Genomic DNA, 13,652 nt, shown 5'->3' with positions numbered 1-13,652 from the left:
GTAACGAGGGGTTGGAATTATGCTACGTTTTATGAGTCTTCACTGGTCTAAACTCAGTGCTTTAGGCATTCTTTACTGTGTTTTGGCCGCTGGCCTAGGGTATCTTACGAACATGCAACTTGATGCTATGCAAGATCAAGCAACGGCCTTGCAATTGACCCACAGCCTGAACACCCTCGAGTAACAGCCCGATCCAAGCTGTGGGGGCTACGGTTGCTTTCAAGACGCTTTGGCTTGCAGTGTTAAATCCTCAGTTAAGCCAATTTCCCGTTTGAGCAACTCCACGGATCGTGGATCAATGTAACTCTCACAGCAGATCAGGCGTGGAATACGAATCAAATCATTCCGGGCAGCAGCAATGGCTTCCTTGACGCGATCCCCGCTGGCGCGATCGCTAATGATCGTATGCGCACGGTGGACAAGGGCATTCAATTTATAGCTATCGTTGACTTGGGCAGTGACCAGCAGTAGCTCTTCACCGCGAAGGCTATGAATCATCACCTCCGCCACGCCGAGGGTGCCGGAACTGAGGCTGACCAAGCCAAGGCAGGATCCCTTGGGCAATTGCCGCACCACCTCAAGCTCCCGCTGATAGCTATAGATGTCAATGAAGAACACGCGCACATCCTTGTCGCGGGTAATGGCTTCCGTCATGCTGGCAAAATAGCGAACGGTAACTAGGGTTGCGGTATTCTCCGGTTGCAATGCCGTATCCAGTTCCTCTAGAAACACTAACTCCACAGGGATAGGCAGCAGTTGTTGTAGCTCCTGCACAATTAACTCCCCTGCCCCTTGGTCATGGCGGGGGACGGTGACAATAACCCGCACTCCCGCTTTCTGGCGGGCATCAATTTCTGCTAAGAATAGCTCCCGAATTTGGCCGAGGGAGTAGCCCATGCCCAGAAGCGTGTCCATACTTTCTTGGACAATGCGGTGAACGGGCACCACTGCGGGTCGCCGCTGCCGGGGGCGGGTTTCTTCTTGGCCAAGGGCGCGCACATAAATGCCGGAACCCACTTGGGGAACAACCAGACCGGCGGCTTCAAGGCGTTCATAGACCTTGCTGATCGTATTACGGTGCAACCCAGTTTGCATGGCTAATTGTCGCGTGCTGGGCAGACGATACCCTGGCGGAAACTGGCGAGCGGCGATCGCAAAACTAATTTGGTTAAAAAGTTGGGTTGACGCAGGAATTTCGCTATCTGGTTGGATGTGGAACTGAATCATAATCTCCCTTCCGCCGTTCAAGAACTGTCCTACGAGGATACGCACCCCGTGCTAGAGCTATGCCAGATGCAAAACCTACCCCTAATGGCTGCATAAACCGTCACAATCGATAAGTAATTTTACCGCACGTTCTGCCGCGGTTTTGACTCCTGATCGAACCCTGTAATCCCAATGTAACAATTCTTTACCGATTGTGCAATATCTCTTAATATATTTTTCTCTATTGCTAGCCAAGAGGCGATCGCCCTTAGGCTTAGTCAATCATGGCAGCAGTTTTCACAGTTTCTAGCTTGGTGAGAATTTGCGGCTTGTAGTTCTCAAACTCTGCCTTGAGCAGGTTGCGGCTAATGACCGCTGAGGCTGACGAGGGTAGGTTTTTACTGGTTTCCACCCAATCGCGCAGCAGTTGTCGTTGAAAGGTGGCAATGGTAAAGTTCCGCACATTGATGCAGTGCAAGGGATCTTCAAGGGAGAAGAACAGCAGCGGATAGTACCCCGTTTCCGAGAGCAGTAGGCATAGCTCTTGGTTGCGGGGCAGCTTCATATCGAGATAGCAGGGGAGCCAACGGGGGCCTTGCTTTGGATCGTAGATAGCGGTAATCCAGAGGATCATCGGATGCGGGCTAGTTGTAAACAGAAATTGGTTATAGCGAATATTAAGCATCCGCCGATCAATTTCTGCCCGCGGGAGCATCACCCAAAGGCTCGCCGCTGATTCCCGCTGGGCATACAGAGGGGCGGGAAAGACAATTTCAGCAACGGGTTTGTCACTGGGCCACGTACTTTGCCAGCACGCCTCTTCTACCGTAGCAAGGGCAATAGGTAACTCTGGGGGAGCACTAGGTTGAGAGGTTTTAGCCGCAACTGGCTCACTTCCGGGCTGGGTGATGCGGCTAATCCCAAGCTGTTCCTCAATGCTACTCACCGTTTGGATAATTTCCGCTGTGGTTTGGGGGCGCTCTCCCGGAGATTTGGCCATGCAGGACATGATCAACTCTTCGAGGGCTGGCGGTACGTAGAGTCCGGGGCTGGCCACATGAAAAGGTACGGGTTTTTGGAAATGGTGGGCTTTGAACCAACTGCCGATGGAGTGGGTTTCGGCTTGGATCGGCATTTTGCCGGTCAGTAGCTCGTACATGGTAATGCCTAGGCTATAGATGTCGGAGCGGTGATCTAATTCCCGGCCTTCAATTTGCTCAGGAGAGCAGTAAGCAAGGGTGCCCATAAAGGAGGAGGTTTGCCCCTGCTCTGAAATATCGCCTAAAAACTTGGCAATGCCAAAGTCCAGCACCTTGGCCAGTTCACCCATGGTGCCATCGTTGATGACAAGCACATTACTGGGCTTGATGTCACGGTGGATGATAGGGCATTTTTGGCCTTCGATGATGACTCCTTCGTGAGCCACCTGTAGCCCAAGGCAAATGTGCCGCGCAATACGCAGAAAGCGAGCCAGCGGCAGTGGTTCCTCCAGTAAGAGATCACTCAGGTTATCTCCTTCTAAAAATTCCATCACATAGAAGGGAACCTCTTCGTTATTCATGCCGTAGTCGAGAACGCGAACGACGTGCATGGTTTTTTGCCCCAAGAGAGCACCCGCTCGCGCTTCTTGGGCAAATCGGGTTTTCATGCGGTCGTTCAGTAGGGTTTGTGCCAAAAATTTGACGGCAACAGGCACACCGCCTAACAGCACGTCTTCAGCGCGATAAACGCGTCCCATGGAACCTTTGCCAATGAGTTCGGTAAGGCGATACCGATTCATGAGGGTTTGGCCAATGTTGTCGTCGCGGTACTGGTCTGACATAGTGTGCCTCAGTGGTGGTGCCGTCTGGGTTGCCCTATTTTGGTTGTACTTGATTTGGCGAGGCGATCGCCAACGGTGGCTGCCCCTACCCTAGATTAAGGGACTAAGTCACTGGCACGGCTAACCACGACATCAGGGTAGAACCGGTGATCTGGAGTTCGCTGTTGAGTTCGGGGATCGGGATAAAGACAACGCCGCCACTACAGGAGATTGCACCAACAGAGCGCCACGCCCCCGCCGTGTAAACTAGCACCTGATCCACTGCTTGACGGCGCCAACTTCGCCACATATCGCTAGCGGTGCAATCGTAGAGTTGCCATCCGGCAGGAATATCAACCGCCCTAAAGGCAACCAATTGGGCGTTGTTGTCTGCTAGGTCTGGAAAAAACGAGGCGGCAATCAAGGCTTGACGCAAGGGTTCCCATGCCTCGGAGTATCGCTTCACAATGAGTTGAAGATCTTGGCGATCGCCCGCTTGACGCTTGGCGGTGGCAATAACCCCCGCCTTATTATCCACCAGTTGCAGTGTGCCAAAGGCAGACTCCACCCGATAGTTGGCATTAGAGAGCAGACTTGGAATTCCCTTGAGGGCATCGGCAATGAAAGCCGCAAAGAGTTCTGCATCATCCATAGGTTACCCCTTCTCCACCGCAGTTTGCCGCAATTCCCGCTTAGTAACCAGTGTACCCACTTTGCAGGGAGGCGCAGACGCCCACCTCTGCCAACGGATGGTATTTGGTATTTTATTGCTGGMAAATTAAAACCCGCCAAGAAATTTCTTTTCTGAGGCGATCGCAAACCTCCGTATAATCATGGATTGAAAGGGAGTCGTAACACTGCCTTCACTGGACTCTTAACCGGGGGTATCTCCCAACTCTGACTGCTTTGAGATGCTTTGACTTCTGAGGTTAACCATGAAATATCGCATTTTAATGGCGACTCTATTGGCGGTATGCCTAGGAATAGTTTCCTGGAGTACGCCAGCTATGGCCGCAAAACAGACTTTAACCTACGATGATATTGTTGGTACGGGTCTGGCCAATACTTGCCCGACACTGGATGATTCTGCGCGGGGTTCCTATCCCATTGATAGTTCAAAATCCTATCGGGTGGTGCAACTGTGCTTACAACCTACCACGTTCCTAGTGAAAGAAGAGCCAAAGAATAAACGGCAAGAAGCTGAGTTTGTGCCAACGAAGTTGGTTACCCGCGAAACCACGAGCCTAGATCAGATTCAAGGGGAACTCAAGGTCAACAGCGATGGTAGCCTCACCTTTGTGGAAGAGGATGGGATTGACTTTCAGCCGATTACGGTGCAAATGCCTGGTGGTGAGCGGATTCCATTATTGTTTACTGTGAAAAACCTCGTGGCAACGACGCAGCCCAATATCACCAGTATCACTACCTCCACGGATTTTAGTGGCCAATTTAACGTGCCCTCCTACCGCACCTCTAATTTCCTTGATCCCAAGGGGCGGGGGCTGGCAGCGGGCTATGATTCGGCAGTCGCAATTCCCCAGTCCAGCGATGAGCAGTTGGCTCGGGCAAATGTCAAGCGCTTTTCGCTGACGAAGGGTAACATTTCCTTGAATGTTGCTAAAGTTGATGGGCGCACTGGCGAAATTGCCGGTACATTTGAGAGTGAGCAACTCTCTGACGATGATATGGGTGCCCACGAAGCGCATGAAGTAAAAATTCAAGGGGTCTTTTACGCTCGCATTGAGCCTGCTTAGGATCGACGGTTAATGGCGACTCTACTGGAACTGCACCATTTGCGGGTCGCCTATCCCCCTACTGGATCATCATCTGCTACAGGGTTTGTGGTGGATGATGTTTCTTTTGCGCTCGCAGCGGGAGAGCGGCTGGGCTTGGTAGGAGCGTCAGGCTGCGGTAAGTCCACGCTGGGTAAGGCAATTTTGCAATTGTTGCCCAAGGGGTCAATCGTTGAGGGAACGATTGTGCTGCGGGGGCGATCGCTCACCCAGTTGAGCCGTAAAGCCCTACAGCAGTTGCGAGGAGAGCAGATCGGGTTGGTCTTTCAAGACCCGATGACTCGCTTGAACCCTTTGATGAGTGTGTATGAGCATTGCGATGAACTGTTGCGCAGCCATTGGCCGCAGTTAACTCGGCGATCGCGGCAGCAGCGGATTGTGCAGACGCTAGAAATGGTGAAAATTCCTGCGAGTCGCCTGTATCAGTATCCCCATGAGTTTAGCGGTGGGATGCGGCAGCGGGTGGCGATCGCCCTAGCGCTGCTGTTAGACCCGCAGCTCATCATTGCCGATGAGCCAACAACTGCCCTGGATGTAACGGTGGCGGCTGAAATTCTCGATGAACTGACCCGCCTCTGTCAAGAGCAGCAAAAAGGGTTGTTGCTGATTTCCCACGATTTGGCCTTGATGGCGCGCTATTGCGATCGCTTGGCGGTGATGCACGCCGGTAAAATTGTTGAGATCAATACTGCCACAACCGTATTGACCCAGCCCCAGCACCCCTATACTCAATCCCTTCTTGCCGCGGCTCACCCCCACCCCTTAACCACGTCTGCTCTCCCTGAGGCTGCACCGGTGCTAGTGGAGGTACAAGGGCTACAACGACACTACCGCTTGGGTGGCTGGCTGCAACCCAAAACCATCATTCCGGCAGTGGATGGGGTCGATTTGTGCCTACGGCGGGGCGAAACCCTCGGCTTGGTCGGGGAGTCGGGCTGTGGCAAAAGTACCCTATCCCGTTTGATTTTGCAGTTAATTCCCCCTACGGCGGGGGAGGTGGTCTTTTTGGGGCAGAGCCTTGGCAAACTGTCCCCTCAAGATCTGCGAGCCGCGCGGCGCAGCTTTCAAATGGTGTTTCAAGACCCCCATGCCTGCCTAAACCCGAAAATGACAGTGGGGGAAAACCTGTTGGAACCACTGCTCATTCATCGCCTGCTTGACCGTGGGAGAGCGCAGCAGCGAGTGCTCGAGATGCTCAACCAAGTGGAACTCACCCCCAGTAGGGAGTATTACCAGCGCTATCCCTATGCGTTGTCCGGGGGACAGCGGCAGCGGGTGGCGATCGCCCGCGCCCTGATTACTCAGCCACAGTTTGTGGTCTGTGATGAACCCGTGAGTATGCTAGATGCCCATATTCAACGTCAGATTTTAGTGCTCATGCAGCAGTTGAAAGAACGCCTCCAGCTTACCTATTTGTTTATTACCCACGATTTAGCGGTGGCACGGGGGTTTTGCGATCGCATCGCGGTGATGCACGCTGGTAAAATCGTTGAAGTGGCTCCCACGGCAACCCTCTTTGCCCAACCGCAGCATCCCTACACCCAAAAGCTTTTGGCGGCAGCACCAAGCCTCTAACCTGCCCGTCTCAGTGCGCTAAATGGTTTTCAAGGGCAAAGCGCACTAGCTCGGTACGGCTACTGGTGCCCGTTTTGACAAAGAGACGGCTGACGTACTTTTCAATGTTGCGCACGCTGGTATTGAGTTGGCTGGCAATTTCTTTGTTCATCAGCCCCTGCACCACCAGTTGCAACACGCTGGCTTCACGGGGGGTTAAATCCAGTTGAATGGACGGTGGCGGTTTCGGTCGTCCCCCGTCTTGCACAAGCATGGCGCGCAGTTCAGCAATTTGTTGGGCAAGGCTGGCAAGGTTGGGTTCTGCGTCATCCCGGGCGGCGGCTTGCCGTCGTAAGAGGTTATTGATAATGGCCACCAACTCATCGGGGTCAAAGGGCTTAGAGAGGTAGGCATCGCAGCCAGCATCGTACCCCTGAATGCGATCGCGCTTCATGCCGCGGGCAGTCAAAAAGACAATGGGAATATGATTGAGATGAGGTTGTTGCCGCACCTGCTCAAGAAAGGCATAGCCATCCATTTGCGGCATCATGATATCGGTAATGATGAGATCTGGCACATGGTGTTGCAAATAGTCCAGCGCCGCTTGGCCACTGGGAACCGCCGTCACTTCAAAGCCGCTGTCTTCAAGATAGGCGGTGACCGCCTCTCGCAGCCCAGGCTCATCATCAACTAACAGTAAGGTTGCGGCCACAGGTCAGCTCCTCTATCGGGGTGGATCAGAGATGACTTCGAGTTCATCGGGGTGCAGGTGTGCGATAAATTTAGGGCTAAAGCGAACTTGACAGGGATAGTTGGGACTAATGGGGCGACCTTGCCAATCGCTGAGGATGGCGATGATTTCTCCTTCCAGCCCTTGAATGTCAAAGGGTTGATTCCGGTGGTCAGGATGGTGGTACATGATGGTTGAAGGCTTAACACGCACCCGCAACCCCACACTTAAGGTTGGTTGTTCCATGACACTCATTCAGTGTTGCTCCTCGACTGGCAGGGGTTTTATTTTTATGGTCGCATACGGATTGGCATGGGCGATCGCTCTGCCACAATTGGAAATAATCCCGTCATTGCAGCCTAAGGTTCAATGGCTCCCCTCCTGTCTCTGTGCATGATTGTTAAAAATGAAGCCCACCAGTTACGGCGCTGCTTAACCTCGGTGCAGCCGTGGGTGGACGAAATCATCCTTGTGGATACAGGGTCTGAGGATGACACGGTGGCGATCGCCGGCGAGTTTACTCCCCATGTTTATGCCGTTGAGTGGCAACAGGATTTTGCGGCAGCTCGCAACTATTCTTTACAGTGGGCAACAGGAGAGTGGATTTTTTATATCGATGCCGATGAAGAACTCATTGTTACGGATTCCCACTGGCGATCGCAGCTCCTTGATCAAGGGATTGATTGCTTTAGCGTGTTGCGGCAAGAAGCAGGCACGCACCACAACTGGAGTGACTTTGCCAACGTTCGCTTTGCCCGTCGTCAGCTAGGGCTGAGGTTTGTGGGGGCGTTACATGAACAATTGAACACTGCTCAAGGCAAGGTTGGGGCACTCAAAGGGATACATCTGTTGCACCATAACCAGCAAACGCAGGAACAATTTCTCAAAAAAATCCGCGATCGCAATATCCCGATTCTGGAGCAGATGGTACAGCGGGGCGATCGGCGGCTGATGAACTTGGTGTGCCTAGGGGATCACTATGCCGCCTGTGGCCAAACCGAGCAGTCGCGCGATTGGTACCATCAAGCCCTTGACGCGATCGCCGAGGATATTGAGCAGCAGCGGCTTCCCCAAGAGACCACTTGGCTCCGTCACCTACTGTTTTGGGCAACCTACGCAGCCTTCGAGGCGAAGGACTACGACACTGCACAGTACTATGCCAGTTATGGCCTCAGGTACTTCAATGCCTACCCGCCACTACTTTATGCAGCAGGTCTGATTGTCTTTGAACTGGGGCTACCACGAGGGGCACTGCCCTACTTTCATCGCTGCTTAGACCTTTTCAGCCGTGGTACCTACGATCGCAGCGAACCCTTTGATCGCCAGTGGATGACGACTCAGCCTGCCTATAGCCTAGGGTTTACCTATATGACCCTCCAAGAACAGGAGCGTGCTATTACGTACTTTCAGAAAACCCTTGAGTTTAATCCGCACTATCAACCAGCGCAACAGCACTTGCAGCACCTTCTATCGGCAACGGCACCTTCAGGGTAATGCGTGTGCCTGCTCCCACCGCAGACCGGATCCACATGCGCCCCCCTAAGCGCTTGGTAACAAGAAAAGCTTTGGTAAGACCAAACCCACCTCCCATGGTTCGCCGCTGCTGTACGTTTGAGCCGCGCTGGCCAAAGCCCACGACTTTAGCCAATTCATCGCTGGGAATGCCACAGCCAGTATCCTCAACCACAAATTTAAGGTGATCAGCACACTCTGCTAAACCAGCAATGATTTTCCCCCCGGGATCGGTATATTTGCGGGCATTAGCAATGAGATCCCGCATCACGTCTTCAAAAATGTGTGGCATCAATATGACCTTACCATCGGGAGAGGCAATATCAAACACCAGGTAGTAGTCTGAAGCTTTTTGGGCGGCAATATTGTGGAGGATACGATAGCGCCCCTTACTATTTTTTTCAATCGCTTGGAAAACCTGCTCAAATTGTTTCTGTAATTCATGGATAGGCATTCTAACCCATTCATCGGGGTTCGCTTCGCGAGAGAGGAGTTGCTGTACGCGAATTTCAACAATGTCAAATACAGAATGGATGTTAGCGATCGCCTCTTTAACGTCGGGTGTGTCTGCAAGGTGGGAATACTGCTGCAGCGCTGCCTCTAAATTGTCGGTTATCGTCTGCCGCAAGGCACTGATTTTCTTAAGGTAGGCCAAAATAGTTGGGCGATCGCTGAGAGCATCGAGAACCTGCTGTAAAAGCTGCAAACTAGGCTGTAACACCTCAAGGTTATCAATCTCCAAGCCCAGAAACTGAATTTCACAGAAAACCTCCGAGAAGCCCCGCACCCTTCAGGTCGGGGAGGGACAGGAGCGGCAATTGAGAGGGGTTCAATACCCCCGAAATTGCCAGGTTTAGTACGCTTGTTTTTCATAGTTACATGTGGGAATATAAGAGGATGAAACAAACTCTCACACTAGTTTGCAAACTTGCAACCACACCCGAACAAAATGCCAAGATTGAGGCAGTGCTTCAGGCGTTTGCTGCTGCTTGCAACTATGCCAATGAGCGAGTCAAACCCAAAACAACCAGCAAAACAACGATTCAGTCGTTGGTCTATAACGACCTGCGAGAACAGTTTGGGTTGAGTGCTAATCAGGCAGTCAGGGTTTGCGCCAGGGTTGGGGCGAATCGAAAAACAGCCAAAGTGAAGGGCAAACCTGTCAAAGCGTTTCGTCCAACTTCGGCAGACTACGATGCCCGAATCTTCTCTTTTCGGGAGAAGGATTGGACAGTCAGCCTGACCCTGCTGGGATGTAGAGAACACATCAAACTGGAAATAGGACACTACCAGCGCGGCCAGCTGAAGGGGTGTAAACCCACTTCGGCTCAACTGTGCAAGCACAGAGATGGAAGATACTACATCCACATTCAACTGAGCGACGAAGCTCCTGAACCCATTCGGTCGGACAAGGGGATTGGCGTTGATTTCGGTCGGCGTGAAATCGCTAAAACTAGTACCGATAAAGGTTGGGATGCTAAGCAGTTGAATCAAGTCCGAGATCATTTCGCCAAAGTGAGAGCATCGCTCCAGCAAAAAGCCTCGAAGGGCACACGGTCGAGTCGGCGTAGATGCCGACAAGTCCTGCAACGGCTGTCGGGGAGGGAGAGACGTTTTCAGCGATGGCTCAATCATTCCATCAGTGCATCGATCATTCGTGAAGCAAAACAACTCCATGCCATTGTTGCTATCGAGGATTTGACAGGCATTCGAGATAGAATCAACCAGCAACCGAGAAACACGACCGAGCGGAGACGGTCTAACAGTTGGGCGTTCTATCAGTTGCGACAATTCTTGGAATACAAGGGTATCAAGGAAGGAGTTGAGGTGGTTGCTGTACCACCTGCCTATACCAGTCAAACCTGCCATTGTTGCTTGCATATTGGGCTGAGGACTGAAAAAAAGTTCAAGTGTGGGCATTGCGGATGGATTGGTGATGCAGACCTAAATGGAGCAATCAATATTGCGCTTTTGGGGCAGTCCGTAACGCTGCCTGGAGGCTCCTGGCTGGCTTGCGAGATAGCCGGAGGGCTACAGAAAGCCTCGCCCTTCTAGGGCGGGGAAGTTTACTTGGCACAGTTGCATCCAGCCAGTGGCTATGGCCATGCCCGCTTACCGTGGGTGCTGCACTTTGCCCACAAAAGCAGCCAAGAGTTTTCGCGTATTGAACCCTTAAGCATTCTTGAGGGGCTTGATCGGGATAAGTTGATCGCTGTATAGGCAACGTGCCGCGATAGGCTAAAGGAAGACAATGATCCTGTTGTTTTTCTGGCCATGAGCCGCACCTACACCACTGTTGGAATCAATCTTAAAGCCATGCCCTTGGGGGAAAACGATCGCCTCTTGAGTGTCCTTACGCGCGATCGCGGCCTTTTGAAATTGGTAGCTCCCCACTGCCGTGGATCCCGCTCTAGGTTAGGGGGACGGGTTGATCTGTTTGTGGTCAATCAGTTATTTATTGCCAATGGTCGCAGCTTAGATCGCATCCTGCAAGCGGAAACCGTGATGACCTATCATGGGCTGACCACTCAACTGGCGAGGATTACAGCGGCTCAGTACCTTGGGGAAGTGGTGCTGTACCAAGCGGATCATCCTCAGCCGCAGCCGGAACTCTTTGATTTACTGTGCACCACCCTAGAGCAATTGCAGCAGCTATCCAGTCGGGCAGCTCTTGCTGTGTTGTTGCGAAGTCTCTGCCGTCTTCTTGACCTTAGCGGTATTGCCCCCCAATGGCACCAGTGTGGCGACGGCGGCGGAGCTATTCATGTGCCTGCGGCAGACACTGATTGGCGACTGGGCTTTAGCTTTGCGGCGGGGGGGCTGCTAACAACCGGTCGGGGCGATCGCCAGCTTACCGCCAGCGAAGTGCGTCTGGGGCAGTGGCTTGCAACCCCAGCCACCCAAGAGTGCGACCTCAAGAATTTTCTAGAGGCGTCTCAGGTCTATCCTCTAAGTGTTTGGCTGTCCTTAGAGCGGGTGTTGCGGCAGTATATGCAGTTTCATTTTGATAAAGTTCTGCGGGTGTCCCCCCTCCTTGATACCTGTTTTTCACCCCTGATGGTGCCACAGCCATGACCGTTGAGCCCGACATTCGCGTGATTTCACCTCCAGCGCCAGTACCCCCCCTCTGGCAAAATCGCAATTTCATTGCCCTGTGGCTTGCCCAAGTCTGCTCTCAGCTGGCGGACAAAATTTACCTTGTGCTTGTGATTGCCCTCACCACTCAGTTCTTTCAACCTCCCGACCAGAGTATTAGTGGCTGGGTATCTGCCATTATGGTGGCCTTTACCATTCCGGCCATTTTGCTCGGTTCGGTGGCAGGGGTATTTGTGGATCGCTGGTCCAAAAAACAAGTGCTCATTGTTACAAATCTCTACCGCGCTCTTCTAGTCTTGGCTGTCCCCTCCACAACGCTCATGGCAACGGGTCGCCTTAGCGGTTTTATGGTACTGCTGCTGCTCACCTTTGCCATCTCCAGCTTGACCCAATTCTTTGCGCCTGCGGAACAGGCAGCCATTCCCCTATTGGTCGATAAGTCTCACTTAATTTCTGCGAACTCTCTTTATACCCTCACGATGATGGCGGCTTTGGTGCTGGGATTTGCAGCGGGCGAACCGCTCCTGACCTTGGCTAGTCACTGGCAGCCGCAATGGGGCGGTGCAATCTTTGTCAGTCTTTGCTATGGCAGTGCTGCTGCCTTTTTGTTTCTGTTGCGCCCTCCGGATCACTGCCACCTGCCCCCCAGTCGCTACCGCCAAGTTTGGCAAGAGCTGCGCCAAGGGCTACACCTGTTGGGGCAATATACGGCGCTGCGCTTCGCGCTGATGCAGTTGATCCTACTGTTTTCAGTTGTTGCAGCAATGTCGGTACTTGTTGTTCGTTTGGCAGAGGTCATGCCTGCCCTTGACACCGATCAATTTGGCTTTTTGCTCGCTGCGGCCGCAGTGGGGTTAGGGCTGGGCGCATTACTGCTGAATATCGGGACAAGGTGGCTCTCCTATCGTCTGTGGAGTTTGCTCGGGTGCTGGGGGATGGGGGGAATGCTGTTGGGGCTTGCCTTTTCCCTACAGTCATTATGGCTAAGCGGAACCTTTATTGTGGGGTTTGGTTTCTTTGCGGCGTTGGTCGCTATTCCTATGCAAACCACTGTTCAGGTCATGACACCGCCGGAGCAGCGGGGCACCATCTTTGGGTTACAAAATAACCTTGTCAATATTGCCCTCAGCCTGCCCCTTGCCCTCGCGGGGATTGCCGAAACTTGGTGGGGGCTAGTTCCTGTGCTTGTGGCGCTAGCGGTGGCGATCGCCATCGGTGGTTCGTTGATTGCCACCATTCACCCGACGAGGGAAGCCTCCTAGGCGAACCTTTGACTTCTCCCCTCCTTGAAAGAGAGGGGATTCCCAACGGATGCTGCGCAACGGGCTGAAGCCGCGTTGCTTCGCTTTTCCCTTGAGCTGTCACCCACAACTTAATGCGGGTGGGGGCAGTCAAAGACCCCCTACTCACCTCAAGCATTTCTGCTATTGGGACTACGTTTATGTTTCGGTTCGTGGTTTCGCGCTTTTCAACACTAGCCAATTCGATACGCTCAACATCCTGCCATTGCTTGCAGTGGTTTAGGCTTGCCGCCAAAGCAGTAGTGACTTACTTGCCGGGATTTCTCCGTACTAGGATGTTTCTTCGCGTAGTTGATACGCCTACTTTCCACGTCTCTAGTTTAACACATAGAGAGGGCTAAAGCCCCCTGAGTTGGCTGTATCCCCTCGCTAAAGCGGAGGGGTTTTAGCCCGCCCACATCACTCCTATAATTAGAAAGAAGCCAGCAATGAGGAAAAAACTGAGGCTAATACTGATGGCGATCGCCCGACCTCTGCGGAACCCTAAGCGTTGCAAATGCAGTTGGAACCAGTTGAGGGCAGTTGCTAGTACCACCGCCAAAAAAACCAACAATAGTACTTGGCGGATCTCCCAGAGGATGTATAGGCATACCCCCAAGACCAGTAAGCCAATCCATTGGCCGAATGTCACAGTTTTGCTTCCTAACGGGGTCAACTGC

15 protein-coding genes are annotated in these 13,652 nt (G+C 52.8%); 8 read left to right on the top strand and 7 right to left on the bottom strand.

Annotated elements, in window-relative coordinates:
* Positions 1-31 precede the first annotated feature (31 nt).
* The gene (locus L5470_RS02925; protein WP_157768368.1) at positions 32-184 is read left to right on the top strand and encodes a hypothetical protein; all 153 of its coding nucleotides are present in this window, start codon (positions 32-34) and stop codon (positions 182-184) included.
* A 35-nt stretch (positions 185-219) separates the two neighbouring features.
* Here L5470_RS02925 and L5470_RS02920 read toward each other — a convergent pair whose 3' ends face one another.
* From L5470_RS02920 to L5470_RS02910, 3 genes are all read right to left on the bottom strand, one after another.
* The gene (locus tag L5470_RS02920) at positions 220-1,227 is read right to left on the bottom strand and encodes a GntR family transcriptional regulator (protein WP_198406038.1); all 1,008 of its coding nucleotides are present in this window, start codon (positions 1,225-1,227) and stop codon (positions 220-222) included.
* A gap of 253 nt (positions 1,228-1,480) precedes the next feature.
* Positions 1,481-3,028, bottom strand: a complete 1,548-nt coding sequence (locus L5470_RS02915) for a serine/threonine protein kinase (protein ID WP_099799590.1) — start codon at positions 3,026-3,028, stop codon at positions 1,481-1,483.
* A 103-nt stretch (positions 3,029-3,131) separates the two neighbouring features.
* Positions 3,132-3,659: a hypothetical protein gene (locus L5470_RS02910; protein ID WP_099799591.1), complete on the bottom strand. Its 528-nt coding sequence runs from the start codon at positions 3,657-3,659 to the stop codon at positions 3,132-3,134.
* Between the two features lie 283 nt (positions 3,660-3,942).
* On the opposite strand from L5470_RS02910, the gene L5470_RS02905 reads away from it, so the two are divergent.
* Both L5470_RS02905 and L5470_RS02900 read left to right on the top strand, forming a co-directional pair.
* Positions 3,943-4,761, top strand: a complete 819-nt coding sequence (locus L5470_RS02905; protein ID WP_099799592.1) for a photosystem II manganese-stabilizing polypeptide — start codon at positions 3,943-3,945, stop codon at positions 4,759-4,761.
* Positions 4,762-4,773: 12 nt separating this feature from the next.
* On the top strand, positions 4,774-6,375 hold the full coding sequence (locus tag L5470_RS02900; protein WP_499498050.1) for a dipeptide ABC transporter ATP-binding protein: 1,602 nt from the start codon (positions 4,774-4,776) through the stop codon (positions 6,373-6,375).
* A 10-nt stretch (positions 6,376-6,385) separates the two neighbouring features.
* Here the strand turns inward: L5470_RS02900 and L5470_RS02895 are convergent, their stop codons facing one another.
* Positions 6,386-7,066 (bottom strand): response regulator transcription factor, encoded by a 681-nt coding sequence (locus tag L5470_RS02895; protein ID WP_448533335.1) that lies wholly within the window; start codon positions 7,064-7,066, stop codon positions 6,386-6,388.
* A 12-nt stretch (positions 7,067-7,078) separates the two neighbouring features.
* Positions 7,079-7,330 carry a ferredoxin-thioredoxin reductase variable chain gene (locus L5470_RS02890; protein ID WP_227517417.1) on the bottom strand — a complete coding sequence of 84 codons (252 nt, stop codon included), beginning with the start codon at positions 7,328-7,330 and terminating at the stop codon, positions 7,079-7,081.
* Between the two features lie 123 nt (positions 7,331-7,453).
* On the opposite strand from L5470_RS02890, the gene L5470_RS02885 reads away from it, so the two are divergent.
* Complete coding sequence (locus L5470_RS02885; protein WP_499498049.1) at positions 7,454-8,578, top strand: glycosyltransferase; 1,125 nt, start codon at positions 7,454-7,456, stop codon at positions 8,576-8,578.
* Here L5470_RS02885 and L5470_RS02880 read toward each other — a convergent pair.
* Positions 8,508-9,383, bottom strand: a complete 876-nt coding sequence (locus L5470_RS02880; RefSeq protein WP_499498048.1) for a sensor histidine kinase — start codon at positions 9,381-9,383, stop codon at positions 8,508-8,510. The two genes, L5470_RS02885 and L5470_RS02880, sit on opposite strands and share 71 nt — an antisense overlap.
* Positions 9,384-9,493: 110 nt before the next feature.
* On the opposite strand from L5470_RS02880, the gene L5470_RS02875 reads away from it, so the two are divergent.
* Genes L5470_RS02875 through L5470_RS02860 form a run of 4 tightly spaced genes read left to right on the top strand, consistent with a single transcriptional unit; the run spans position 9,494 to position 12,954 of the window.
* Positions 9,494-10,651 carry an RNA-guided endonuclease InsQ/TnpB family protein gene (locus tag L5470_RS02875; protein WP_499498046.1) on the top strand — a complete coding sequence of 386 codons (1,158 nt, stop codon included), beginning with the start codon at positions 9,494-9,496 and terminating at the stop codon, positions 10,649-10,651.
* 15 nt (positions 10,652-10,666) lie between these two features.
* Positions 10,667-10,816, top strand: a complete 150-nt coding sequence (locus L5470_RS02870; RefSeq protein ID WP_499498045.1) for a hypothetical protein — start codon at positions 10,667-10,669, stop codon at positions 10,814-10,816.
* Between the two features lie 54 nt (positions 10,817-10,870).
* On the top strand, positions 10,871-11,671 hold the full coding sequence (gene recO, locus L5470_RS02865; RefSeq protein ID WP_499498043.1) for a DNA repair protein RecO: 801 nt from the start codon (positions 10,871-10,873) through the stop codon (positions 11,669-11,671).
* Positions 11,668-12,954, top strand: coding sequence for an MFS transporter (locus L5470_RS02860; RefSeq protein ID WP_099799492.1), 1,287 nt, complete (start codon positions 11,668-11,670; stop codon positions 12,952-12,954). The genes recO and L5470_RS02860 overlap by 4 nt, the downstream gene beginning before the upstream one ends.
* 424 nt (positions 12,955-13,378) lie before the next feature.
* On the opposite strand, the gene L5470_RS02855 is transcribed toward L5470_RS02860, so the two are convergent.
* On the bottom strand, positions 13,379-13,624 hold the full coding sequence (locus L5470_RS02855) for a hypothetical protein (RefSeq protein ID WP_499498040.1): 246 nt from the start codon (positions 13,622-13,624) through the stop codon (positions 13,379-13,381).
* Between the last annotated feature and the right edge of the window lie 28 nt (positions 13,625-13,652).

Source organism: Synechococcus sp. PCC 6717 (genome assembly GCF_022698185.1).
In the GTDB taxonomy this organism is placed as follows: domain Bacteria; phylum Cyanobacteriota; class Cyanobacteriia; order Thermosynechococcales; family Thermosynechococcaceae; genus Thermosynechococcus; species Thermosynechococcus lividus.
Note: the sequence above shows the minus strand (reverse complement) of the source record. Positions and strands in the feature narration are given on the sequence as shown.

Bases quoted from the DNA above. Each gene is read 5' to 3' on its own strand.
- L5470_RS02925 (WP_157768368.1), top strand. From the start codon at position 32: ATGAGTCTTCACTGGTCTAAACTCAGTGCTTTAGGCATTCTTTACTGT.
- L5470_RS02920 (WP_198406038.1), bottom strand. From the start codon at position 1,227: ATGATTCAGTTCCACATCCAACCAGATAGCGAAATTCCTGCGTCAACC.
- L5470_RS02915 (WP_099799590.1), bottom strand. From the start codon at position 3,028: ATGTCAGACCAGTACCGCGACGACAACATTGGCCAAACCCTCATGAAT.
- L5470_RS02910 (WP_099799591.1), bottom strand. From the start codon at position 3,659: ATGGATGATGCAGAACTCTTTGCGGCTTTCATTGCCGATGCCCTCAAG.
- L5470_RS02905 (WP_099799592.1), top strand. From the start codon at position 3,943: ATGAAATATCGCATTTTAATGGCGACTCTATTGGCGGTATGCCTAGGA.
- L5470_RS02900 (WP_499498050.1), top strand. From the start codon at position 4,774: ATGGCGACTCTACTGGAACTGCACCATTTGCGGGTCGCCTATCCCCCT.
- L5470_RS02890 (WP_227517417.1), bottom strand. From the start codon at position 7,330: ATGGAACAACCAACCTTAAGTGTGGGGTTGCGGGTGCGTGTTAAGCCT.
- L5470_RS02885 (WP_499498049.1), top strand. From the start codon at position 7,454: ATGGCTCCCCTCCTGTCTCTGTGCATGATTGTTAAAAATGAAGCCCAC.
- L5470_RS02875 (WP_499498046.1), top strand. From the start codon at position 9,494: ATGAAACAAACTCTCACACTAGTTTGCAAACTTGCAACCACACCCGAA.
- recO (WP_499498043.1), top strand. From the start codon at position 10,871: ATGAGCCGCACCTACACCACTGTTGGAATCAATCTTAAAGCCATGCCC.
- L5470_RS02860 (WP_099799492.1), top strand. From the start codon at position 11,668: ATGACCGTTGAGCCCGACATTCGCGTGATTTCACCTCCAGCGCCAGTA.